Raw genomic sequence first — 23,409 nt, 5'->3', positions numbered from 1 at the left:
CCAAAGCATCAGAGCCGGATCGCCGCCCTTTCGCGATGCATGGGGCGGGGGCAGGTTCGGCCCGAGGGAAGGAACCACTGATATGAAAATATTCCGCAGTCTGGTCCTGATCGGCCTTCTGGCCGCAGGTCCCGCGCTGGCCGACAAGGCAGGCGATCTGGTTTTCACCGAACGCGGCCCCTGGCAATTGACCGATGCGCCGCTGAAATGGGCGATCAGCCAGACCGGTCCCGAGGTCGAAGGCTTCAAGCCCTTGGGGCAGGGCACGATCACCATGACGCAGATCAGCGATCCGTCCGACGGCAAGCCGGTGCTGCAACTGGCCGAGGACACCGCCCGCATCAAGCGCAAGATCGGGCCGTTTCCGGTCACCGGCGGCGACCCTTCGGTGACCTTCTTTCTGGAAACCGTGGCCCGCGACATGGCCGCGCTGACCGGGGGCAGCCCGTTCTATATCCGCAACCGGCTCAAGGACGCGCTGTTTCGGGGCGGTGAGGTGACGCAGGACGGCAACCTGACCGTCGCCAGCTTCCAGCCCTTCAAAGGCGACAAGAACAGCCAGCGCATGTATGGGTTCGAGACGCTGGTGCTGCGCTTTGCGCTGGACGATCCGAAAAAGCCGATCCGCAAGATGAGCGCGCAGACCGGTCCGCTGGCTGGCGATCGCCCCGCCTATCTCAGCGAAATGGTCCTGAAATGAGCCGGCTTGCGCATCTGGTAGCGGCCCTGGCGCTGTGGGCGGGGTCGGCCTCGGCGCAGTCGGTCAATGACTATCCGACCAATGCGCGGGCGGATTACGTCTTTGTCTGCATGGCGACCAATGGCCAGACCCGCGAGATGCTGGACAAATGCTCCTGCGCCATCGACCATATCGCGGAAATCCTGCCCTATGAGCATTACGTCCAGGCCGAGACCGTGCTGCGCATGCGTCAGGTCGCGGGCGAGCGGACGGCCATGTTCCGGCAGGGCGCGGTGGTGAATGAAATGGTCGCCGAATACCGCCGCGCGCAGGCCGAGGCCGAGATCCTCTGCTTCTGAACTGGACAAAACGCGCGCCCCGCGTTTCCTTGGCGCCAACCATCGAAAAGGGGGAAACGCATGGATCTGGGTATCAGGGGCAAGCGCGCGCTGGTCTGCGCCGCATCAAAAGGCTTGGGCCGTGGCTGCGCCGAGGCACTGGCCGAGGCCGGGGTGGATCTGGTCATCAACGCCCGCGGCGCCGAGGCGCTTGAGCAGACCGCCAAGGACATCGCCGCGAAATACGGCGTCAAGGTGACCCCGGTCGCCGCCGACATCACCACCGAGGAAGGCCGCGCCGCCGTGTTGGAGGCGCTGGGCGGTCAGGCCGACATTCTGGTGAACAATGCGGGCGGGCCGCCGCCCGGCAAATGGACCGATTGGAGCCGCGACGATTTCATCAAGGCCATCGACGCCAACATGCTGACCGCTGTGGCACTGATGCAGGCGCTGGTCCCGGGCATGATGGAGCGCGGCTGGGGCCGGGTCGTCAACATCACCTCGCAATCGGTGCGCACGCCGATCGCGATTCTGGGCCTGTCGAACACCGCTCGCGCCGGGCTGACCGGCTTTGTCGCCGGCATGTCGCGGCAGGTCGCGCCCTCGGGCGTGGTGGTGAACAACCTGCTGCCGGGTATCCATGCGACGGATCGCGCGGACAGCCTTGATGCGGGCGTAGCCAAGGCCGAGGGCATCAGCATTGATGAGGCTCGTCATCGCCGCGAGCAGACGATCCCGACCCACAGCTATGGCACGGCCGAGGATTTCGGCGCGACCTGTGCCTTCCTGTGCAGCCAGCATGCCCGATTCATCGTCGGCCAGAACATCCTGCTGGATGGCGGGGCCTCGAACATCTCGATGTAAGGCACTGGGCGGCAGGTTGGCTCTTGCCAGAATCCTGCCGCCCGGCTAGTCCGAAAGTCGGAAATCGGGAGACACTGGCGCAAGTCAGGGCCGAAGGAGCAACCGCCCCGGTAAACTCTCAGGCAAAGCGAACCGTTTTCCGAAGAAGACTCTGGAGAGTGGCGGCACATGTCGCCCGCCGAAGGGATAACGATCTCAGGCGCCCCGGACGGGGTAGGGACAGAGGGGGCATCGAAACGGACGGGATTATTCCGTCCGCAAGGTGAGGGATGCCCATGGCCGATTTACGGCGCACGAAGCTATATGACCTGCATCTCGCGCTGGGCGCGAAGATGGTTCCCTTTGCCGGCTGGGAAATGCCGGTCCAATACCCGATGGGCGTGATGGGTGAACATCTGCATACCCGCGCCAAGGCCGGGCTGTTCGATGTCAGCCATATGGGTCAGGTGATCCTGCGCGGGCCGGATGTGGCCCTGGCGCTGGAAACGCTGGTCCCCGCCGATATCGCCGGGCTGGGGCAGAGCCGTCAGCGCTATGGTGTCTTTACCAATGTCACCGGTGGCATCCTTGACGACCTGATGATTGCCAACAAGGGCGATCACCTGTTTCTGGTCGTGAACGCCGCCTGCGTCGATCAGGACATCGCCCATCTGCGCAAGCTGGAAGCCTTGGGCGTATCTGTCGAGCCGGTCGAGGGCCGCGCGCTGCTGGCGCTGCAAGGCCCCGAGGCCGAATCCGTGCTGAAGGCGCTGGTTCCCGGCGTCGAGGCGATGAAATTCATGGACGTGGCCGAGTTCGACTGGAACGGCGCGACACTGTGGGTCAGCCGCTCGGGCTATACCGGCGAGGATGGCTATGAGATCTCGATCCCCGGTGAGCGGGCCGAGGATTTCGCCCGCGCGCTTCTGGATCACGATGCGGTTTCCCCGATCGGTCTGGGCGCGCGTGACAGCCTGCGGCTGGAAGCCGGGATGCCGCTTTACGGCCATGACATGGATGCGGGCGTGACCCCGGCTGTCGCGGCGCTTGGCTGGTCGATCCCCAAGGCCCGCCGTCTGGGGGGCACGCGCGAGGGCGGCTTCCCCGGTGCGGATACGGTGCTGGCCGAGCTGGCCAGTGGCCCCGCGATGACCCGTCGTGGCTTGCGCCCCGAAGGTCGCGCCCCGATCCGCGAGGGCGTCGAAGTTTTTGACGCGGCCGAGGGTGGCCGCCGCATCGGCATAGTCTGTTCGGGTGGCTTCGGTCCCACGGTCGGCGGGCCGGTGGCCATGGCGATCCTGCCGGTGGATCTGGCCGAAGGCGCGACCGTTTACGCGGAATTGCGCGGCAAGCGACTGCCTGTCACCCTGACCGCACTCCCCTTCCACAAACCGAGCTACAAGCGCTGAGAGGCCAGGCATGCTGAAATACACCGAAGACCACGAATGGCTGAAACAGGATGGCGACGAGATCATCGTCGGCATCACCGCCCATGCCAGCGAGCAGCTGGGGGATGTCGTCTTCATCGAACTGCCGGAAGTGGGCCGCGAGGTCGAGGCGGGCGAGGAGATCGTGGTGATCGAATCCGTGAAGGCGGCCTCGGATATCGTGGCCCCGGTCGCCGGTGTCGTGACGGCGATCAACGAGGCGCTGCCCGATGCGCCCGGCGCGGTGAATGACGACCCGCTGGGGGCGTGGTTCTTCCGCATCAAGCCGACCTCGGTCGATCTGTCCGAGTTCATGGACGAGGCGGCTTATAACGAACTGATCGGCTAAGGCCGCTCTGCCGGGCCTGACGGCCCGGCGAAAACCGAGGGGGCTGTCTGCCCCCTCGGGCTCCCCCGAGGATATTTCCGCAAGAAAGATGCCGCGCCCGCGGCGTTGCGTGACCTGACTGGAAGGCGCAGATGGCCACCTGGACCCCGACCACCTATAACCCCGACGATTTTGCCAACCGCCGTCACATCGGCCCTTCTCCGGCCGAGATGGAGGCCATGCTGAAGGTCGTCGGCGCGGATACGCTGGACACCCTGATCGAGCAGACCGTGCCGGCAAACATCCGGCAGGATAAACCGCTGGACTGGCCCGCGCTTTCCGAAGCGGCGCTGCTGGGCCGCATGCGCGAAGTCGCTTCGCGTAACCGCGTGATGACCAGCCTGATCGGGCAGGGCTATTACGGCACCGTGACCCCCCCGGCAATCCAGCGCAACATTCTGGAAAACCCCGCCTGGTACACGGCCTATACGCCCTACCAGCCCGAGATCGCCCAAGGCCGTCTTGAGGCGCTGCTGAACTACCAGACCATGGTTGCCGATCTGACTGGGCTGCCGGTGGCGAACGCGTCCTTGCTGGACGAGGCGACCGCCGCCGCCGAGGCCATGGCCATGGCGCAGCGCGTGGCGAAATCGAAAGCGAAGGCATTCTTCGTCAGCGACGACCTGCATCCGCAGACGATCTCGGTCATCGAGACCCGGGCCGAGCCGCTGGGGATCGAGATCATTCGCGGGGTAGAATGCGATCCGAAGGCGGTGTTCGGCGCGATTTTCCAATATCCGGGCACTTTCGGCCATGTCCGCGATCTGACGGCGGAATGTGCGGCCTTGCATGAGGCCGGGGCCGTTGCTGTTGTCGCGACCGATCTTCTAGCGCTTTGCGTGCTGAAAGAACCGGGCGCTATGGGGGCCGATATTGCCGTGGGCTCGGCGCAGCGTTTTGGCGTGCCGATGGGCTATGGCGGGCCGCATGCCGGTTTCATGGCCTGCCGCGACGAGATGAAGCGCGCCATGCCGGGGCGTATCGTCGGCGTGTCCATCGACGCCAAGGGCAACAAGGCCTATCGCCTGTCCCTGCAAACCCGCGAGCAGCATATCCGTCGCGAGAAGGCCACGTCCAATGTCTGCACGGCGCAGGCGCTGCTGGCCGTCATGGCGAGCTTCTATGCCGTCTTCCACGGTCCGGTGGGTCTGCGCGCGATTGCGCAGCGCGTCCATCTGAACGCGGTGACTTTGGCCAATGCGCTGCGTGCCGAGGGGGCCGAGGTCGAGCCGGAAGCCTTCTTCGACACGATTACCGTGCGCGTCGGCGTGGGCCAGCAGGGCATCATGTCCGCGGCGCGTCATCGCGGCATCAACCTGCGCAAGGTTGGCCGTGATCGCGTGGGTATCTCGGTCGATGAGACCACGGATGCCAGCGTCATCGCGCGCGTGCTGGACGCGTTCGGTCTGGCTGCGCCGTCCGAGGCTGCGACCGCACCGGCGATCCCCGAGACGCTGATCCGCGAAAGCGACTATCTGACCCATCCCGTCTTCCACATGAACCGGGCCGAGTCGGAAATGATGCGCTACATGCGTCGTCTGTCGGATCGTGATCTGGCGCTGGACCGGGCAATGATCCCGCTGGGCTCCTGCACGATGAAGCTGAACGCCGCCGCCGAGATGATGCCGATCACTTGGCCCGAATTCGGCGCGCTGCATCCCTTCGCGCCGGAAGATCAGGCTGCGGGCTACCATGAGGTCTTTGCCGATCTGACCGCGAAACTGTGCGAGATCACTGGCTATGATGCGTTTTCCTTGCAGCCGAACTCGGGTGCGCAGGGGGAATATGCGGGTCTGCTGACCATTGCCGCCTATCACAAGTCGCGCGGCGAGGATCGTGACATCTGCCTGATCCCGGTTTCCGCCCATGGCACCAACCCGGCCTCGGCGCAGATGTGCGGGATGAAAGTGGTGGTGGTGAAATCCGCCCCGAACGGCGACATCGACCTTGAAGATTTTGCCGCCCACGCCGCGAAGGCGGGCGACAGGCTGGCCGCTGTGATGATCACCTATCCCTCGACCCATGGCGTCTTTGAAGACACCGTGCGCGAGGTCTGCGACATCACCCATAAGCATGGCGGGCAGGTCTATATCGACGGTGCGAACATGAACGCGCTGGTCGGTCTGGTGAAGCCCGGAGAGATCGGCGGCGATGTCAGCCACCTGAACCTGCACAAGACCTTTGCCATCCCGCATGGCGGCGGCGGCCCGGGCATGGGGCCGATCGGGGTCAAATCGCATCTGGCACCCTTCCTGCCGGCCGATCCGCGCACGGGCGATATCGGTGCGGTCTCGGCGGCGCCTTGGGGTTCGGCCTCGATCCTGCTGATCAGCTGGGCCTATTGCCTGATGATGGGTGGCGAGGGGCTGACGCAGGCGACGCGCGTGGCGATCCTGAACGCGAACTATATCGCGAGCCGTCTGGCCGGGGCCTATCCGGTGCTGTTCATGGGCAATCGCGGCCGCGTGGCGCATGAATGCATCCTCGACATGCGGCCGTTCCAGGCGCATGGCGTGACCGTCGACGACATTGCCAAGCGCCTGATCGACAACGGCTTCCACGCGCCGACCATGAGCTGGCCGGTGGCTGGCACGCTGATGGTCGAGCCGACCGAATCGGAAACCAAGGCCGAGATCGACCGTCTGATCACCGCGTTCGAGGCGATCCGGGCCGAGATCACCGAAGTGGCCGAGGGCCGCATGAGTGCCGAGGCCTCGCCCCTGCGCCATGCCCCGCACACGGTCGAGGATCTGGTCGCTGATTGGGATCGCGAATATTCGCGTGAGCAGGGTTGCTTCCCGCCGGGTGCGTTCCGGGTGGACAAGTACTGGCCTCCGGTCGGACGCGTCGACAACGCCTATGGCGATCGCAACCTTATCTGCACCTGCCCGCCGCTGGAAAGCTATGCCGAGGCGGCCGAGTAAGGCCCATTGAAATCCGGCATCGCGGGATCATCTTGGGGTGAAAGACCCGGAGACCCGCGATGCCCGCCGTGAAACTGACCTGCCTGTCCTGCGGACAGGTGAACCGCCTGCCCGAAGAGCGCCTGTCCGCCAACCCGAAATGCGGGATCTGCGGCGCGGGCCTGATCGCGGCCAAGCCCCAGCCGGTCGATTTCGCGACCCTGCAAAAGGCCGCGCGCAACGACGACATGCCGCTTCTGGTCGATTTCTGGGCACCCTGGTGCGGTCCCTGCCGCGCTATGGCCCCCGAATTCGAAAAGGCCGCACAAGCGCTGAAGGGCCGGGTGAGGCTGGTCAAAATCGACACTCAGGCCCATCCGCAGGCCAGCCAACGTTGGAACATCCGCGGTATTCCGGCCTTCATCCTGTTCCGTTCGGGGCGCGAGATTGCGCGCGAGGCCGGCGCCCGCCCCGCCGCCGATCTGATCCGTTTCGCCGAGTCTGCTGCGCGCGCGAGAACGTCTTGACATTCCCATTCGGGCGGTCCAATTAGCCCCGAAGTGGGGCCGTAGCTCAGTTGGTAGAGCGCGTCGTTCGCAATGACGAGGCCAGGGGTTCGATTCCCCTCGGCTCCACCAAATCCCAGAATTCACCGGATAATCAGCGGCTTCATCTGGCGCTGGCTTGTTGCGTTTTGGCTGGTTCCTTTACGGCCGCTGCCAAATCAGACCCCGCAGCGCTCAAGGAAGCCGTCAAGCACCGCGGCCAGCCGGTCGGCCCAAAGATCCTGCCCGGCCTCGTCCTCGATCAGGTCGTTGCAGATCTCGATCAGCACGTTGGGGCGGCCATGGGCCAGCGCATGGCGGTCGATGGAATCGCCGTCCAGATGGCCGGAATAGGGCTCGTTGTCGCCGGTGATCCAGCCCTTGTCGCGGCATTCGCGGATCAGGGCCGGGCCAAGGCGCTCATCCCGATGTGAATACAGCACACCGACCGCCCATGGCCTGCGCGATCGACCGCGCAATTGCCGGGTAAAGCTGTGGATGGCGCAGATCGCCCGAAGCGGATGGCTGGCGGCCAGATCGGCATAGGCTGCGTGATAGGGGCGATAAAGCCGCTCTAGCCGGCGCTCGCGCTCGGCCATGTCCATGCGGCGATTGGCGGGGATGACGGTGCCGTCATAGATCCGCATCAGCAGGGTCGGATCATCCTCGCCCCGGTTCGGGTCGATCACCAGACGCGAGAAGTTCGACAGGATCGCGGGCGCGTCCAGCCGTTCGGCCAGTCGTCGCGCCAGCCCCGCCGCGCCCACGTCATAGGCGATGTGGCGGGCCATGTCCGCCGGGTCGATTCCCAGGTCCCCGCCATTGATCCAGTCGGGAACACGGTTCGCCGCATGGTCGCAGGTGACAAGCCAACGCGACATGCGGTCGCGTCCGATGGTGGTGTAAGCTTCTGCCGTCATGGTTCCTTGGCCTTGCATGAGGCAAGGTTTAGTGCAAGCCCTGACCCTGGCACAGTTGCCGTGGCACGGCCAATATGGGTATACAGCGCTTGCTAGCGCAAACACCGACGGGAGAGACGGATGAGACGGCACCGCAAGGTCAAAATCGTGGCAACCCTGGGTCCATCCTCCAGCGATTTCGAGACCATCCGCAAATTGTTCGAGGCCGGTGCCGATGTGTTCCGCCTGAACATGAGCCATGGCACCCATGCCGAGCAGAAGGCGCGCTACGACATCATCCGCCGGGTCGAAACCGAATCGGGCCGCCCGATCGCGGTTCTGGCCGACCTTCAGGGGCCGAAGCTGCGCGTAGGCGCCTTTGCCGCCGGGCCGCATGATCTGGCCAATGGTCAGGCCTTCCGTTTCGATCTGGACGCCACGCCCGGCACTGCCGAGCGCGTGCAACTGCCCCATCCCGAGATCTTTGCCGCGCTTGAACCCGGTTCGGAGCTGCTGGTCAATGACGGCAAGATCCGCCTGCGCGTCGAAAAATGCGGCCCCGATTTCGCCGAATGCGTGGTCACGGCCGGTGGCGCGATCTCGAACCGCAAGGGCGTGAACGTGCCCGACGTGGTGCTGCCGCTGGCGGCGCTGTCGGACAAGGACCGCGACGATCTGGAATTCGCCTGTGAACTGGGCGTGGACTGGCTGGCCCTGTCCTTTGTCCAGCGTCCCGAAGACGTGATCGAGGCCCGCAAGCTGGCCAAGGGTCGTGCCGCGATCCTGTCGAAGATCGAGAAACCCGCGGCCGTCCGCGCATTCTCGGAAATCCTCAAGGTCTCGGACGGGATCATGGTGGCGCGGGGCGATCTGGGCGTCGAGCTGCCGGTCCATTCGGTGCCGCCGATCCAGAAGCGACTGGTTCGCCAGTGCCGCGCAGCGGCCAAGCCGGTGATTGTCGCCACCCAGATGCTGGAATCGATGATCGAAAGCCCGATGCCGACCCGCGCCGAGGTTTCGGACGTGGCCACCGCCATCTATGAAGGCGCGGACGCGATCATGCTGTCGGCGGAAAGCGCCGCCGGGGCCTATCCGGTCGAGGCGGTCCTGACCATGGACGCCGTCGCCCGCTCGGTTGAAAGCGACCCGACCTATCGCGACATCATCGAAAGCTCGCGCGTGGCCAAGCGCCAGACCGTCGCCGACGGCATCGTTGCCGCGGCGCGCGAGATTGCCGAAACCACCGACATTTCCGCGATTTGCGCCTTTACCCAATCGGGCACCACCGGCAGCCTGATCGCGCGTGAACGTCCGCGCGTCCCGATCATCGCCATGTCCTCGGAGATCCCGACGCTGCGGCGGCTGTGCCTGACCTGGGGGACGCATTGCGTACTGACCCCCTCGCTGGAGCGGTTCAAGCAGGCGGTGGTCAACGCGGCCAAGGCGGCACGCGATTTCGGCTTTGCCGATGAGACCAATCAGATCGTCGTCACCGCCGGCGTGCCCTTCAATCAGGCCGGTACCACCAACATCCTGCGCATCGCGCCTTGCGACGAGCGCTTGATCTATCGCACCGATCCGGAATAAGCCTTTGTTTCAATCGGATCTGCCAGCGCAAGGGACCGCATGATGATCGATATTCTGTTGCTTGCGGGCGTCGCCCTTTGTGCCCTGTCGGTGCTGCTGGCGATCCTGTCGCTGGCCCGCACGCAGGCCCCGCGTGGGGCGGCGATTGCACTGGTTCTGGGGCTGCTGGTCCTGCTGGGGGTCAATGTCCTTGATGACCGTCCGCTTAGCCTGAACAGCGTGGCGCAGTCGTGGTCGCGCGTGACCAGCGGCAATGTCGCGCCGCCGGCTCCGGAAGCTGCGGCGCCTGCCGCTGCCCGGGAAGCTGCGGCCCCGGTCACGGAGGCTCCGGCCCCTGCGGCGGAAACCCCGGCCAATCCTGCGGCCCCGGCTGCAACTCCTGCCCAATAGGGCTTGCCTTTTCGCTGGCGCCCCCGTATAGGGCGCGCTTCCACCCGCACGGCCGGCCAATATGGCATTGCCGAGTCGTGCGTTCACTCTGACCGCAAGGAGAGTAAAATGCCGAAGATGAAGACCAAATCGGCCGCCAAAAAGCGGTTCTCGATGACGGCCTCGGGCAAAGTGAAAGCTGGCCCGGCTGGCAAGCGCCACGGCATGATCAAGCGCTCGACGAAATTCATCCGCGATGTGACCGGGACCATGATCCTGTCCGATGCGGACGCGAAGATCGTCAAGAAATACATGCCCTACAACCGCTAAGGAGAACCGGACATGGCACGAGTCAAATCGGGTAAAGTCACCCACGCCCGCCACAAGAAGGTTCTTGACGCGGCGAAAGGCTATTACGGCAACCGTTCGCGCAACTTCCGTACCGCCACCCAGGCTGTCGACAAGGCGAACCAGTACGCCACCCGCGACCGCAAGAACCGCAAGCGCAACTTCCGCGCCCTGTGGATCCAGCGGATCAACGCAGCCGTCCGTCTGGTCGATGCGGAAATGACCTATTCGCGCTTCATCGCGGCGCTGGCCAAAGCCGGCATCGAAGTGGACCGCAAGGTTCTGGCCGACCTGGCTGTGCATGAGCCCGAGGCTTTCGCCGCGGTTGTTGCACAAGCCAAGGCTGCCGCCTGATCGTCATCGTCTGAAAAAGGCGAAACGTGATGAAACCCGCGCCCCCGGCGCGGGTTTTTCGTTGCATGCATGATCTCGCCGCACCCCACCCTCTGAGATCCCATTATCCCGCGCGCGTGGCGCTGGGTCGCAGGCCCTTGGGGATCATCGGCTCGGCGCTGACGGCGCGGCGCAATGTCCTTGAACTGATTCCCGAAATCGCAACGCGACAGCCCATGGTCTCGGGGCGGACGGGCAAGCGCTGGCACATGGTCATGGACCCCGGCGCCCTGCGCATCGTGCTGAAGGACCGGGTCGAGGATTACCCGAAATCGGTCATCACGAAATCGCTTCTGGAACCCGCCATTGGCCAGTCGCTGTTCGTGGCCGAGGGCGCGCATTGGCGCTGGCAGCGCCGCGCCGCCGCGCCCGCCTTTGCACAGCGCCATATCGAGGCCCTGACCCCGGTAATGACCGCCGCTGCCGAGGCCAGCGCCCGCCGCCTTGCCGCTGCCAGCGGTCCGGTCGACATCTTTGCCGAAACCGTGGCCGCGACCTTCGAAGTGATCTCGGACGTGACCTTCTCGGGCGATGAGGGGTTTCAGCGCGACGCGGTGCATCAGGCGATCGATAGTTATATCGCGGGCGCGGCGCGGCTCTCGATTCTGGATATCATCGGCTTGCCGGGCTGGGTGCCGCGGCCGGGACGGCTGCGGTCCGGCAATGACCTGAAGCGGATGAAGCAGGTGGCCGATGACGCGATCCGGGCGCGGGCGCGGTCCGGTCCGCGCGAGGTGCCCGATCTGCTGGACTTGCTGCGGGCGGGCGAGGACCCCGAGACGCACCGCGCCATGTCCATCCCCGAACTGCGCGACAACCTGCTGACCTTCATCGTCGCCGGGCATGAAACCACGGCCCTGACGCTGGCCTGGGCGCTGTATCTGTTGGCCTTCGATCCGCAGGTGCAGGACCGTGCGGCCATCGAGGCCCGCACGGTCCTGGGCGCACGCGCCGCCACCGCGCAGGATGTGGCGCAGCTGACCTATATCCGCCAGATCATCGACGAATCCCTGCGGATGTATCCGCCCGCCGCCTTCCTGTCGCGGACCTCGCTGATCCATGACCGCTTGGGCGGGCGCGAGGTCCATCCCGGCGAGACGATCATGCTGCCCATCTATGCGCTGCACCGCCATCACCTGCTTTGGAACGATCCCGACCGCTTCGACCCCGACCGCTTTGCGCCCGGCGTCACCCGCGACCGCTTTGCCTTTCTGCCCTTTGGCGCCGGTCCCCGCATCTGCATCGGGGCAAGCTTTGCCATTCAGGAGGCGGTGATCATCCTTGCCACCTTGCTGGCCCGCCTGCGGTTTGAACTCACCGAGCGCCAGCCAGAGCCGCGGATGATCCTGACCCTGCGACCGCAGGGTGGAGTCTGGCTGACGGTGAAATTACGCTAATTCTTGCGCGGCTTACGCGATGGGGTCACACTCGCGGGCATGTGACAGGAGCAAGCTCATGACAGCGATCATTGACTTCCTGAATACGATTTTCTGGGGATATGTTCTGATTTACGGCCTGCTGGCGGTCGGTATCTATTTCACCATCCGCCTCGGCTTCATCCAGATCCTGCATTTCGGGGAAATGTTTCGCTGCGTGCTGGGATCACGTGCGACGGACAAGGACGGGATCTCGCCCTTTCAGGCGTTGACGGTCAGTCTCGCCAGTCGCGTCGGTACCGGCAATATCGCGGGTGTGGCGGTGGCGATCACGCTGGGCGGGCCGGGGGCGATATTCTGGATGTGGATGGTCGCGCTGGTCGGCATGGCCACGGCCTATGCCGAATCCACATTGGCGCAGCTTTACAAGGAACACGGGCCGGGCGGCATGTATCGCGGTGGTCCGGCCTTTTACATCAAGAAGGGACTGGGGCAGGGGTGGCTTGCGGCGATTTTCGCGGTGACGCTCATCGTCACCTTCGGGCTGATCTTCAACGCCGTGCAATCGAACTCGATCGCCGAGGCTGCCTCGGGGGCTTTCGGCCTTAACAAGGCGGTGGTCGGCATCGCGGTCGCGGTGCTGTCGGCGCTGATCATCTTTGGCGGCATTCCGCAGATCGCACGGGTGGCCGAGTTCATGGTGCCATTCATGGCGGGGGCCTATCTGCTGGCGGCAGCATGGGTGATGATCGCCAATATCACCGAGGTTCCCGGCGTCTTTGGCCATATCATCGCCTCGGCCTTTGGCTGGCAAGAGGCGGTGGGCGGTGCCGCAGGCGGCATCGCGGCGGCCATGATGAACGGGGTCAAACGCGGCCTTTTCTCGAACGAGGCGGGCATGGGCTCGGCCCCGAACATTGCCGCGGTTGCGGTTCCTGTCCCGCACCACCCGTCAAGTCAGGGCTTCGTGCAGGCGCTTGGCGTTTTCATCGACACGCTGATGGTCTGTTCGGCCACGGCGGTGATGATCCTGCTGTCGGGTGCAGTCCCTTCGGCAGAACTGACGGGCGTGGCGCTGACTCAGGCAGCATTGACCGAGCATTTCGGCGGCTTCGGCCAGACTTTCGTGGCGGTGGCGATCTTCTTCTTCGCCTTCACCTCGATCATCGGCAACTACGCCTATGCCGAGAACGCGATGGTCTTTCTTGGCCATAACCACATGACCGGAGTCGTCGTCCTGCGCGTCGCGGTCATTGCCATGGTGATCTGGGGCGCAATCCAGAAGGTGCAGACGGTCTTTGACTTTGCCGATGCCTCGATGGGGCTGATGGCGACAATCAACCTGTTCGCCATCGTTGCGCTGTCGGGAACGATCACCTATGTCACCCGCGACTATCTGAACCAGCGCGCCGCGGGCCGCGACCCGACCTTCCGTGTCAGCGACCATCCCGAAATCGCGCCGGGCGTGAATCCCTTGATCTGGAAGTAAGACGTGATCACCATCTACCACAAGCCGAACTGCAGCACCTCGCGCAAGGTGCTGCAGATGATCCGCGATGCCGGGCATGAGCCGCGTGTCATCGACTATATCAAGCAGGGCTGGGACCGCGAGGTTTTGGCGGATCTGCTCAAGGCCGCCAGCCTGACCCCCGCGCAGGCTCTGCGCGTCAAGGGCACCGACGCCGCCGAGCGCGGGCTGGTCGGCGCGGATGATGCGACAATCCTTGACCACATGGTGCAGAACCCTGCGCTGGTTGAGCGTCCCATCGTCGCCGGACCCAGCGCCACGCGTCTTTGCCGTCCCGTTGATCTGGTCGCCCAGACCTACTGACCCCCCGCACACTTTCGCATTCCGCCCGTGCGTGATAAGGCGCGCGGGAACCGCAAGGAAAGCCGCCATGTCCGATCTGATCACCCTTCGCCAGTCCTATCTCGACCGCATCTCGACCGCCGCCGATGCCGATGCACTGGAACAGGTGCGCCTTGGCGCCCTTGGCAAGAAGGGCGAGATCAGCGGCATGATGAAGGAACTGGGGCGCATGACCCCGGAAGAGCGCCAGACCCGTGGCGCCGACCTGAACCGCCTGAAGGACGAGATCGACTCCGCGCTCCGCGCCCGCAAGCAGGGCATGGAGGACGCGGCACTGGACGCGCGCCTGAAAGAGGAATGGCTGGACGTGACCCTTCCGGGCCGTCCGCGCGGGCAGGGGACCATCCACCCGGTCAGCCAGGTCACCGAGGAAGTCACCGCGATCTTTGCCGATATGGGCTTCCGCGTCGCCGAAGGGCCGCAGATCGAATCCGACTGGTTCAACTTCGACGCGCTGAACATCCCGCCCGAGCACCCCGCCCGGCAGGAACATGACACTTTCTTCATGGCCCGCGCCGAGGATGACCCGCGTCCCCCGCATGTCCTGCGCACCCATACTTCGCCGGTGCAGATCCGCGCCATGCAGGCGACGGGCGCCCCGATCCGCGTGATCGCGCCGGGCCGCGTCTACCGGATGGACATGGACCAGACCCATTCGCCGATGTTCCATCAGGTCGAGGGTCTTGCCCTTGGCAAGGACATCTCGATGGCGAACCTGAAATGGACGCTGGAAGAGTTCTGCCGCGCCTTCTTCGAGGTCGACAATGTCGAGCTGCGCTTCCGCGCCAGCCATTTCCCCTTCACCGAACCCTCGGCCGAGGTCGATATCCGCTGCTCCTGGGAGGGCGGCAAGCTGACCATCGGGCAGGGCAATTCCTGGCTTGAGATCCTCGGTTCCGGCATGGTTCACCCCAAGGTTCTGGCCGCCGCTGGCGTCGATCCGAACGAATGGCAGGGCTTTGCCTTTGGCATGGGCATCGACCGCATCGCCATGCTGAAATACGGCATCCCCGACCTGCGGGCCTTCTTCGAATCCGATCTGCGCTGGCTGCGCCATTACGGCTTTGCTGCCGGTGATGTGCCCAGTGTGGCGGGCGGGTTGTCGCGCTAAACGCGCCAATCTCATCATCCCGCCGCGCTTTTCATGGGCGCGGCGGTCACAGGCCCAGTGGCACGCCCAGCGAATAGCGCTGACGCAGCACCTCCTGGCATCCCCGGACCATGCCAGGGATCAGGAAAATATCCACCACCCACCATATGACGACGGCGATCAGCGGGATCAGCCCGACGCCCAGCACCAGCGTGAGCCAGCCGAGGATCGACAGGATCAGGATGGTGATCGCGGTTCCGGTCTTGCCCAGATAGAAGCGATGGGCACCGAACCCGCCCAAGAAAATCAACAGCAGGTAGGCCACGACCGGCGACGGCGCCTCATTCGTGATGCGTTGCTCAATAAGCATTTGTTGCTGAACGGTCAGGCTCATGGCTCCCCCCTGAGGCTGTGAAATACTTCGCAGTCATGCCACGGCACCGTTTAATATCAGGTGAACGCCGGATCGTGATTTCTGACGCGTAGGGTGCGCTTCAGCGCACCCGTCCCGCTCAACACCCAGACATAAAAATTCTTTGTCACCCCGCCCCGATATGCCACCCTCCTCATGGGGAGGGGCTTTCCGATCGGCGAAACAGCCGCCCCGGCCATGTCTTGTAACATTCCAGTAGGTGACCGGAGTCGATTATGGCAGAATTCGTTGTTGATGCGACCGGAGCGGGCGCTTTCGGAGCCGTCGCGGGCGGCAATGGTGAGGATGACACCATCATCGTGAACATCGGCCCGGATTTTTCGGGCACAATTCAGATCAGTTCCTCGCCTTTTGACGGAGAGATCGAATCCACGACCGTCAATCTGCCCGAGGGCTGGTCGCTGCAGCTGACGGGCCAAGAGGTGATCGGTGATGTCGAAGATCCAGCCTACAAGAACTATTCCTATGTCGTCCTGAATGCCGACGGGCAGGAGGTCGGAACGCTCAGCCTGAACAGCAATGTCATCGACGGCGCGCCCTGCTTCACCCGTGGCACATTGATCCGCACCCCGCAGGGCGACGTCGCGATCGAACAACTTGCGCCCGGTGACCTCGTCCTGACCCGTGATCGTGGCGCGCAGCTGGTGCGCTGGATCGGATCGACCCGCCTCGGCGCTGCGGCGCTTGCAGCCTTGCCGCATCTGCGCCCGATCCGCATCGCAGCCGGAGCATTGGCCGAGGGCGTGCCGAACTCGGACCTGCTGGTTTCGCCCCAGCATCGCGTGCTCGTCCGCTCGCGCATCGCGCAGCGGATGTTCTGTGCGGATGAGGTGCTGGTCGCCGCTCGGCAATTGCTGGATGTGCCGGGTATCACCGTCGCGGATGACGTGCCCGAGGTCGAATATATCCATATGCTGTTCGACCAGCATGAGGTCGTGATCTCGAATGGCGCCCAGACCGAGTCGCTCTATCCCGGCGCGCAGGCGCTGAAATTCGTCGGTCGCGCCGCAGCAGAGGAAATCTTCACGCTGTTCCCTGAACTGCGCGCCGCGGACCACGCCCCGATTCCGGCCCGGACTCTGCCTGGTGGTCGGCAGAGCCGCCAATTGGCCCGACGCCATGTCCAGAATGGCCGCGGCTTGCAGTGACCGTGCCGATGTAGGGTGCGCTTCAGCGCACCCTCGCTCATCCTCCGGCGCGCAAATCTGACAGCAACTCCTCCAGTGCCTCGGGCTGCATCGCGGCGGGCGGACTATAAGGGTTGGAGAACGCAAAGATCATGTAAAGCACGATCCCAGTATAGGCGCTGAAGATCGACAGCAGCACGATGATCTGCCGCTCGGGCGGAAAAATGTAATAGCCCGCCGAGATCAGGATCATCCCCGATACAGCCGCGAACCAGAAGATCGCGAAAGTCGGCAGGGTCCAGCTGCGATCCCGCTGATCGCGGGCATCGGCAATGTCGTGGATGCGCGCCAGCATGTTGTTGTGCAGCGCCGCCTGACGCGGTGTCTGCGGGATCAGATCCAGCACCTCGCGATAGGCCGCGTCCCATGCGTTCCAGCCCTCGGGCAGCAGCTGGCCGCCGGGACCGTCCTCGTTCCATTCCTGCGTCGTCACCACGTCCAGATAGCGCAGCATCGCCGCCCTGACCGGCTCGGCGGTCGGGCTCTCATAGCGGATGGCGTCATTGTAGATATCGGCGACGGCGCTGGCCTCGGAGGACAGCACACCCTCCAGCCTCTGATAGGATTCCATTTCCTGCGCAAAGACCAAGGCCAGGATCAGCCCCTGCAACGCGCCCAGACGAACGACGATGGAGCCAGCCATCTCGCGGTGATGTGGGGCCTCGCCTGGTGCCAGCAAATGGCGGGTCAGGGCATAGGTGATCAGCGAAATCGCCACCGTGCCGCCAATGAAGGCGACACCATAGACGATGCCCTGCCACGTGACCAACATGCACCGGATGATCCGGCAGTCGGCCCGTTAACGCAAATGATATTCCGCGCCGGACGCGGCAGGTCTCAGACCCAGCCCGACCCCATGCGCCGCCGCATCTCGTCCTTGTCGGACTGGATCATGCCGGGGATCAGGAACAGGTCGATCACCGCCCACAGGCAGACCAGCCCGACCAGCGGCCAGCCGATCAGCACGGGCGTCAGCAGCCAGCCCAGCCCCCACATCGCCAGCATCACCAGCCCGCTCATCCAGCGGCCCAGATACATGCGATGCGCACCGAAGCCCCATAGCAGGATCGCCAGCAGGTAAGCCACCAGCGGCGACTTCGCGTCATTCGCGACCCTCTGTTCGATCAGCATTTCTCTTTGGGTGTCCATCGGCCTCACATCCTTGATGTTTACGCTGTTAACATAGGAAGGGGGCAGCGTAGAACAATAGGATCGCGGGCAATTTAAGGGAATCCGCGCAGCGTCTCGGGGGGCCAGGGTCCACAACCCTACCATTCCGCCGCGCCATGCGCTAAGGGACGCCAAACCCGACGGAGCCGCGCCATGAAATTCACCTTCTCCTGGCTCAAGGAGCATCTCGACACCACCGCCTCGCTTGATGAGATCACCGAGGCGCTGACCGATCTCGGCCTCGAGGTCGAAGGCGTGAGCGATCCCGCATCCAAGCTGAAGACCTTCACCCTCGCCAAGGTGATCGAGGCTGTCCAGCATCCCGATGCCGACCGCCTGCGCGTCTGCCGCGTGATGACGGATGAGGGCGAAAAGCAGATCGTCTGCGGCGCGCCCAATGCCCGTGAAGGCATTACCGTCGTTCTGGCCAAACCCGGCGATTACGTCCCCGGCATCGACGTGACCCTCAGCGTCGGCAAGATCCGTGGCATCGAATCCCACGGCATGATGGCGTCCGAGCGTGAGCTGGAGCTGTCCGAAGAGCATAACGGCATCATCGAACTGCCCTCGGGCGAGGTCGGTGACAAGTTCGTCGACTGGCTGGCCGCGAACCGCCCCGAAACGGTCGATCCGGTCATCGAGATCAAGATCACCCCGAACCGTCCCGACGCGCTTGGCGTCCATGGCGTTGCCCGCGATCTGGCGGCGCGTGGCCTTGGCACGCTGAAAGCGGTCAAGGACGTGACCGTTCCGGGCAGCTTCCCGTCGCCGATCAAGGTGGTGATCGCGCCGGAAGTCGCCGCGAAAGCGCCGTTCTTCTCGGGCCGGCTGATCCGTGGCGTGAAGAATGGCCCCTCGCCGGAATGGCTGCAGAAGCGCCTGACCGCCATCGGCCTGCGTCCGATCAACACGCTGGTCGATATCACCAACTTCTTCACCTTCGACCTGAACCGCCCGCTGCATGTCTTCGATGCGGCCAAGGTCAAGGGCGACCTGCATGTCCGCCCCTCGGTTGAGGGTGAGGAACTGCTGGCGCTGGACGGCAAGACCTATGCCTTTGCCCCCGGCACCATGATCATCGCCGACGAGAACGGCCCCGAAAGCGTCGCCGGCATCATGGGCGGCGAGCATTCCGGCTGTTCGGATGAAACTGTCGATGTCTTCCTTGAAAGCGCCTTCTGGGAGCCGATCGCGATCGCGACCGCAGGCCGCGCGCTCAAGATCAATTCGGATGCCCGCTACCGTTTCGAGCGTGGCGCTGACCCCAGCTTCACCCAGCCGGGGCTGGAACTGGCGACGCAGATGATCCTTGATCTGTGCGGCGGCGAGGCCTCGGAGGTTGTGACCGCAGGCAGCGTTCCCGACACCACTCGCAGCTATACGCTGGAGCCCGCCCGCGTCATCAGCCTTGTCGGCATGGAGATCCCCGAGGCCGAGCAGCGCGCGACGCTGACAGCCCTTGGCTTCCGTCTGGAAGGCGATCAGGCCTTTGTTCCCGGCTGGCGTCCCGACGTGCTGGGCAGCGCCGATCTGGTCGAGGAGGTTGCCCGCATTGCCTCGCTGACCAAGCTGCAAGGCCAGCCTTTGTCGCGTCCGCAGGCGGGCGTACCGCAGCCGGTGCTGACGTCGCTGCAGGTCCGCGAAAAGACGGCCCGTCGCATGGCCGCCAGCCTTGGTTACAATGAATGCGTGACCTACAGCTTCATCGACAAGGCGCAAGCCGAGCTGTTCGGCGGCGGCACCGACGCCCTGCGCATCGAGAACCCGATAAGCAGCGAGATGACGCATATGCGCCCCGACCTGCTGCCGGGTCTGCTGGCGGCAGCGGCGCGCAATCAGGCGCGTGGCTTCATGGACCTGTCGCTGTTCGAATGCGGCCCGGTCTTCTCGGGCGGTGAGCCGGGCGAGCAGGACCTGCATCTGTCGGGCATCCTTGTCGGCGCGAATGCCGCGCGCGATCCGTTTGCCTCGCGCCGTAAGGTCGACATCTTCGACGCCAAGGCCGATGCCGAAGCGATCCTGCAGACCATCGGTGCGCCTGCGAAATCGCAGATCAACCGCAAGCTGGACGGCTGGTGGCATCCGGGCCGCGCGGGCAATATCGCGCTGGGTCCGAATGCACTGGCGACCTTTGGCGAGATCCACCCCCGCGTCCTGCGCCATTTCGGCATCAAGGGCACGGTCGTCGCCTTCACCATCCGCATCGCGGCGATCCCGCTGCCCAAGGTCAAGACGCCCTCGCGCCCGGCGCTGGTCCTGTCGGACCTGCAGGCCGTCGAGCGCGACTTTGCCTTCGTCGTGGATGCGCAGGTCGAAGCGCTGACGCTGGTCAATGCCGCAGCCGGTGCCGACAAGGCGCTTATTGAGCGCGTCTCGGTCTTTGACCAGTTCACCGGGCTGGAGGGGGGCAAGAAGTCCATCGCCATCACCGCCCGCCTGCAACCGCGCGACAAGACCCTGACGGATGCGGAAATCGAATCCGTCAGCGCCAAGATCGTCGAAAAGGTGACGAAAGCCACCGGCGGCACGCTGCGCAGCTAAGCCCGCGCAAGTTCCGGATCAGGCGGCCCGCATCACGCGGGCCGCTTTCGTTTTAGAAGTGGCAGCGCGGGCAGAGAGATCGCCAGCAGCAAAAACGCCAGTGGCAGGGAAAAGAGGAAGCCAACGGCCGAATAGCCTGCCGCCCCCACGATCCCGCCCAGCAGGAAGGCCCCGATCAGGGTCAGCAGGATTTTCAGCTTTACGAGATTGGGTCGGACACCCGATGCGGGCAGCAGCAGGCGACACATTGCCCGGCCCAGTTCGATGCCGATATCGGTGATCATGCCGGTTGCATGGGTCGTGCGCACCCGTGCGTAGGAAATCTTGGTGATGGTCGCGTTCTGCATGCCCATGATGAAGCACAGGCAGGCCAGCGCGAACAGATGGCCCAATGTTCCGCGCAAGATGCCGCCAGCGGCAAAGCACAGCAGGAACAGCCCCTGAATGGCGATTGGCAGCGCATATTGCCTGCGCCCCAACCGGATGCGTGCCCAGTTGATCAGAAGGCTGCTGAAGCCCGCGCCGGTGACAAAGGCTGCAATGGCAAGCGCCGCGATCGCTGCCACCGGCAATTCCCCGGCGACCAGATGGTCGGGGATCTGGGACAGGTAACCCGTCATATGCGAGGTATACTGCCCCAGCGCAAAGAACCCTCCGGCATTTGCGGCCCCCGCGACAAAGGCAAGAAGGGTGGCCAGCACATAGTCGCTGCCGGGACTTCTGCGATGCCCGACAAGGATGCGGGCCGAGGCGATCGGATGGAAAATGCGGTTGCGACGAGCCATTTCAGCGGGCCATGCCAAGGGATGTCCACCCTGACTGTCGCGTCTGGTCCCTTCCTGCGCAAGGCGTCTTGACCAGGGGCGCGATGGCGCAGCCGCTCGATTTCGGCGGCTGCGCGCGACGGCTCAGGCCGCGCCGACGACCAGCCCGCGCTGCACGGCGGGGCGCGCCAGGAAACGTTCCAGATAGGCCTGGACATTGGCCATCTCAGCCAGACCCGTCTCGACCTCGGCATCGTAGCTGGTGCGCAAAGTCCGCACCCAAGGTGCGATGGCCATGTCGGCGATGGAATATTCGCCGGTGATCCATTCCCTGTCAGTCAGCTGGCGGTCCAGCACGCCCAGCAGCCGTCGCGCCTCGTTGTAGTAGCGGGTACGGGGACGGGGGTCTTCGATTTCCTTGCCCTTGTAGCGGTGGAAGAAACCGACCTGCCCGAACATCGGCCCGACGCCGCCCATCTGCCACATCAGCCATTGCAGGGTGTGATAGCGCGCCGCCCCTTCGCGCGGCAGGAACTTCCCGGTCTTGTCGCCCAGATAGATCAGCATGGCGCCAGTCTCGAACAGGCCGAGCGGTTGGCCATCCGGCCCGTTCGGGTCGATCATCGCCGGGATCTTGTTGTTGGGGTTCAGCGACAGGAATTCGGGCGTGTACTGATCCTCGGGGTTGCCGATGCTGATGTGATGGGCGTCATAATCCAGCCCGCACTCCTCCAGCATGACCGAGGTCTTGATGCCGTTCGGCGTATTCAGCGTGTAAAGCTGGATCACGTCGGGGCGGACAGGCGGCCAGCGACGCGTGATCGGAAAATCAGAAAGTGTAGACATTTTGGGACGATCCTGAACAATCTTCAAAGGATGGATGCGGGCCAGGACTTGGCCCCGCCAACGCAAGTGGCCTCAGGAAAGGTAAGCAGATGCTCAAGGAGTTCAAGGAATTCATCGCCCGCGGCAATGTCATCGACCTTGCCGTTGGTATCATCATCGGTGCCGCCTTCACTGCCATCGTGAACTCGCTGGTGGCCGATCTGATCAATCCGATCATCGGCCTGATGACCGGCGGGACGGATTTCAGCGGCCATTATTTCGTGCTGAAAGGCAATGTCCCCGATGGTGCCAGCCTGCAGGCGGCGCGCGATGCCGGGGCCTCGGTCTTTGCCTATGGCTCGTTCCTGTCCGCGATCATCAACTTCCTGATCATCGCCTGGGCGGTCTTCCTGCTGGTCAAGGCCGTGAACCGGGTGCAGCGCAGCGTGGTTCAGAAAAAAGCCGAGGAAGCCGCGCCGACCGGTCCCACTTCCGAGGAACTGCTGCTGCAGATTCGCGACGAACTGCGCGCGACCCGCGCCTGAGCGCAGACCCATGCCCGGCGGCGCGTCCCGACGCGCCGTTTTCTTTTGCGCGGATGGCCGATAGTCTGGTGGAAAACACGCCGGATCGACGGATAGACAGCAGGGATGACCACGATGATCGAGATCGACGCCACGGATCGCCGCATCCTTGCGGTCCTGCAGCGCAACGGGCGCATCACCAATGCCGAACTGGCGGTCGAGGTCAGCCTGTCTGCAAGCGCCTGCCACAGACGGGTTCAACGCCTTGAGGAAACCGGCCTGATCCGCGGCTATGTCGCACTACTGGATGCTCGCAAGCTGGAGCGCCCGACCACGGTCTTTGTGGAGATCACCCTGTCCGGGCAGGCGGATGAGTTGCTGGACGCCTTTGAAAAGGCGGTGCGCAAGATCCCGGATGTGCTGGAATGCCACCTGATGGCCGGATCGGCGGATTACCTGCTGAAGGTCGTGGCGCAGGATACCGACGACTTCGCCCGCATTCACCGCCAGCGTCTGGCCAAACTGCCGGGCGTGGCGCAGATGCATTCGTCATTTTCGCTGAAAACCGTGGCCTTCACCACCGCGCTGCCGGTCTGAAAAATAGGAAACCCCCGAAGCCGGGGCCACGGGGGTATCCAGAAAACAAACGTGTCGCTTGTCTTACAGTGCGCCTTCGCGTTGCGCTTTTTTGCGCGCCAGCTTACGGGCACGGCGGACGGCCTCGGCCTTTTCACGGGCCTTCTTGACCGAGGGTTTCTCGAAATGCTGCTTGAGCTTCATTTCACGGAACACCCCCTCGCGCTGAAGTTTCTTCTTCAGAGCACGAAGCGCCTGTTCGACGTTATTGTCGCGAACACTTACCTGCATGTGGTTGTCACCACCTTCCTAGGTTAAAGTTGAGCAGATTTGC

General features: G+C 64.2%; 26 protein-coding genes, 1 tRNA gene and 1 riboswitch. Of the genes, 20 read left to right on the top strand and 7 right to left on the bottom strand.

Annotated elements, in window-relative coordinates; translation table 11 throughout:
* Positions 1-82: 82 nt before the first annotated feature.
* From GL300_RS06935 to GL300_RS06900, 8 genes are all read left to right on the top strand, one after another.
* A complete protein-coding gene (locus GL300_RS06935) occupies positions 83-700 on the top strand; it encodes a hypothetical protein (protein ID WP_155038880.1) in 618 nt (205 codons plus the stop codon).
* Positions 697-1,038 (top strand): hypothetical protein, encoded by a 342-nt coding sequence (locus GL300_RS06930; protein ID WP_155038879.1) that lies wholly within the window; start codon positions 697-699, stop codon positions 1,036-1,038. The genes GL300_RS06935 and GL300_RS06930 overlap by 4 nt, the downstream gene beginning before the upstream one ends.
* A 60-nt stretch (positions 1,039-1,098) precedes the next feature.
* Positions 1,099-1,881, top strand: a complete 783-nt coding sequence (locus GL300_RS06925) for an SDR family oxidoreductase (RefSeq protein ID WP_155038878.1) — start codon at positions 1,099-1,101, stop codon at positions 1,879-1,881.
* 55 nt (positions 1,882-1,936) lie between these two features.
* A riboswitch (glycine riboswitch) is annotated at positions 1,937-2,026 on the top strand.
* A 130-nt stretch (positions 2,027-2,156) separates the two neighbouring features.
* Complete coding sequence (gcvT, locus tag GL300_RS06920; RefSeq protein ID WP_155038877.1) at positions 2,157-3,269, top strand: glycine cleavage system aminomethyltransferase GcvT; 1,113 nt, start codon at positions 2,157-2,159, stop codon at positions 3,267-3,269.
* Positions 3,270-3,279: 10 nt separating this feature from the next.
* Positions 3,280-3,636 carry a glycine cleavage system protein GcvH gene (gene gcvH / locus GL300_RS06915; RefSeq protein ID WP_155038876.1) on the top strand — a complete coding sequence of 119 codons (357 nt, stop codon included), beginning with the start codon at positions 3,280-3,282 and terminating at the stop codon, positions 3,634-3,636.
* Positions 3,637-3,767: 131 nt separating this feature from the next.
* On the top strand, positions 3,768-6,599 hold the full coding sequence (gcvP, locus tag GL300_RS06910; RefSeq protein ID WP_155038875.1) for an aminomethyl-transferring glycine dehydrogenase: 2,832 nt from the start codon (positions 3,768-3,770) through the stop codon (positions 6,597-6,599).
* 59 nt (positions 6,600-6,658) lie between these two features.
* On the top strand, positions 6,659-7,105 hold the full coding sequence (trxC, locus tag GL300_RS06905; RefSeq protein WP_155038874.1) for a thioredoxin TrxC: 447 nt from the start codon (positions 6,659-6,661) through the stop codon (positions 7,103-7,105).
* 35 nt (positions 7,106-7,140) lie between these two features.
* A tRNA-Ala gene (locus GL300_RS06900) sits at positions 7,141-7,216 on the top strand.
* Between the two features lie 86 nt (positions 7,217-7,302).
* On the opposite strand, the gene GL300_RS06895 is transcribed toward GL300_RS06900, so the two are convergent.
* Positions 7,303-8,043, bottom strand: coding sequence for an N-formylglutamate amidohydrolase (locus GL300_RS06895; protein WP_155038873.1), 741 nt, complete (start codon positions 8,041-8,043; stop codon positions 7,303-7,305).
* Positions 8,044-8,163: 120 nt separating this feature from the next.
* On the opposite strand from GL300_RS06895, the gene pyk reads away from it, so the two are divergent.
* The 8 genes from pyk (at position 8,164) to pheS (ending at position 15,076) form a co-directional block, all read left to right on the top strand.
* A complete protein-coding gene (gene pyk / locus GL300_RS06890; RefSeq protein WP_155038872.1) occupies positions 8,164-9,609 on the top strand; it encodes a pyruvate kinase in 1,446 nt (481 codons plus the stop codon).
* Positions 9,610-9,651: 42 nt separating this feature from the next.
* Entirely contained in the window at positions 9,652-9,999 is a 348-nt protein-coding gene (locus GL300_RS06885; RefSeq protein WP_155038871.1) for a hypothetical protein, read from the top strand.
* Between the two features lie 108 nt (positions 10,000-10,107).
* Complete coding sequence (gene rpmI, locus GL300_RS06880; RefSeq protein WP_024843601.1) at positions 10,108-10,308, top strand: 50S ribosomal protein L35; 201 nt, start codon at positions 10,108-10,110, stop codon at positions 10,306-10,308.
* Between the two features lie 12 nt (positions 10,309-10,320).
* The gene (rplT, locus tag GL300_RS06875) at positions 10,321-10,680 is read left to right on the top strand and encodes a 50S ribosomal protein L20 (protein WP_155038870.1); all 360 of its coding nucleotides are present in this window, start codon (positions 10,321-10,323) and stop codon (positions 10,678-10,680) included.
* A 65-nt stretch (positions 10,681-10,745) separates the two neighbouring features.
* Positions 10,746-12,116, top strand: coding sequence for a cytochrome P450 (locus tag GL300_RS06870; protein ID WP_155039226.1), 1,371 nt, complete (start codon positions 10,746-10,748; stop codon positions 12,114-12,116).
* Positions 12,117-12,174: 58 nt separating this feature from the next.
* Entirely contained in the window at positions 12,175-13,584 is a 1,410-nt protein-coding gene (locus GL300_RS06865; RefSeq protein WP_155038869.1) for an alanine/glycine:cation symporter family protein, read from the top strand.
* 3 nt (positions 13,585-13,587) lie between these two features.
* Entirely contained in the window at positions 13,588-13,926 is a 339-nt protein-coding gene (locus GL300_RS06860; protein ID WP_343042918.1) for an arsenate reductase family protein, read from the top strand.
* A gap of 67 nt (positions 13,927-13,993) precedes the next feature.
* Positions 13,994-15,076 (top strand): phenylalanine--tRNA ligase subunit alpha, encoded by a 1,083-nt coding sequence (pheS, locus tag GL300_RS06855; RefSeq protein WP_155038868.1) that lies wholly within the window; start codon positions 13,994-13,996, stop codon positions 15,074-15,076.
* A 46-nt stretch (positions 15,077-15,122) separates the two neighbouring features.
* Here the strand turns inward: pheS and GL300_RS06850 are convergent, their stop codons facing one another.
* The gene (locus GL300_RS06850; RefSeq protein ID WP_155038867.1) at positions 15,123-15,449 is read right to left on the bottom strand and encodes a TM2 domain-containing protein; all 327 of its coding nucleotides are present in this window, start codon (positions 15,447-15,449) and stop codon (positions 15,123-15,125) included.
* 254 nt (positions 15,450-15,703) lie between these two features.
* Between GL300_RS06850 and GL300_RS06845 the strand changes: the two genes are divergently transcribed.
* Positions 15,704-16,636: a Hint domain-containing protein gene (locus tag GL300_RS06845; protein WP_155038866.1), complete on the top strand. Its 933-nt coding sequence runs from the start codon at positions 15,704-15,706 to the stop codon at positions 16,634-16,636.
* Between the two features lie 37 nt (positions 16,637-16,673).
* Here the strand turns inward: GL300_RS06845 and GL300_RS06840 are convergent, their stop codons facing one another.
* A complete protein-coding gene (locus GL300_RS06840) occupies positions 16,674-17,447 on the bottom strand; it encodes a bestrophin-like domain (protein ID WP_155038865.1) in 774 nt (257 codons plus the stop codon).
* A gap of 65 nt (positions 17,448-17,512) precedes the next feature.
* Positions 17,513-17,824, bottom strand: coding sequence for a TM2 domain-containing protein (locus GL300_RS06835; protein WP_155038864.1), 312 nt, complete (start codon positions 17,822-17,824; stop codon positions 17,513-17,515).
* Between the two features lie 174 nt (positions 17,825-17,998).
* Here GL300_RS06835 and pheT point away from each other — a divergent pair, with 174 nt between their 5' ends.
* Complete coding sequence (gene pheT, locus GL300_RS06830; RefSeq protein WP_155038863.1) at positions 17,999-20,386, top strand: phenylalanine--tRNA ligase subunit beta; 2,388 nt, start codon at positions 17,999-18,001, stop codon at positions 20,384-20,386.
* A 32-nt stretch (positions 20,387-20,418) separates the two neighbouring features.
* Here pheT and GL300_RS06825 read toward each other — a convergent pair whose 3' ends face one another.
* Both GL300_RS06825 and GL300_RS06820 read right to left on the bottom strand, forming a co-directional pair.
* On the bottom strand, positions 20,419-21,171 hold the full coding sequence (locus GL300_RS06825) for a YoaK family protein (RefSeq protein WP_155038862.1): 753 nt from the start codon (positions 21,169-21,171) through the stop codon (positions 20,419-20,421).
* Positions 21,172-21,294: 123 nt separating this feature from the next.
* The gene (locus GL300_RS06820) at positions 21,295-21,996 is read right to left on the bottom strand and encodes a glutathione S-transferase N-terminal domain-containing protein (RefSeq protein ID WP_155038861.1); all 702 of its coding nucleotides are present in this window, start codon (positions 21,994-21,996) and stop codon (positions 21,295-21,297) included.
* An 89-nt stretch (positions 21,997-22,085) separates the two neighbouring features.
* Here GL300_RS06820 and mscL point away from each other — a divergent pair, with 89 nt between their 5' ends.
* The gene (mscL, locus tag GL300_RS06815; RefSeq protein ID WP_155038860.1) at positions 22,086-22,520 is read left to right on the top strand and encodes a large conductance mechanosensitive channel protein MscL; all 435 of its coding nucleotides are present in this window, start codon (positions 22,086-22,088) and stop codon (positions 22,518-22,520) included.
* 117 nt (positions 22,521-22,637) lie between these two features.
* Positions 22,638-23,096, top strand: coding sequence for an Lrp/AsnC ligand binding domain-containing protein (locus tag GL300_RS06810; RefSeq protein WP_192336238.1), 459 nt, complete (start codon positions 22,638-22,640; stop codon positions 23,094-23,096).
* A 63-nt stretch (positions 23,097-23,159) separates the two neighbouring features.
* Here the strand turns inward: GL300_RS06810 and rpsU are convergent, their stop codons facing one another.
* A complete protein-coding gene (rpsU, locus tag GL300_RS06805) occupies positions 23,160-23,366 on the bottom strand; it encodes a 30S ribosomal protein S21 (RefSeq protein ID WP_011748553.1) in 207 nt (68 codons plus the stop codon).
* Positions 23,367-23,409: the final 43 nt, after the last annotated feature.

This window comes from Paracoccus litorisediminis, assembly GCF_009711205.1.
Taxonomy (GTDB): Bacteria; Pseudomonadota; Alphaproteobacteria; order Rhodobacterales; family Rhodobacteraceae; genus Paracoccus; species Paracoccus litorisediminis.
Note: the sequence above shows the minus strand (reverse complement) of the source record. Positions and strands in the feature narration are given on the sequence as shown.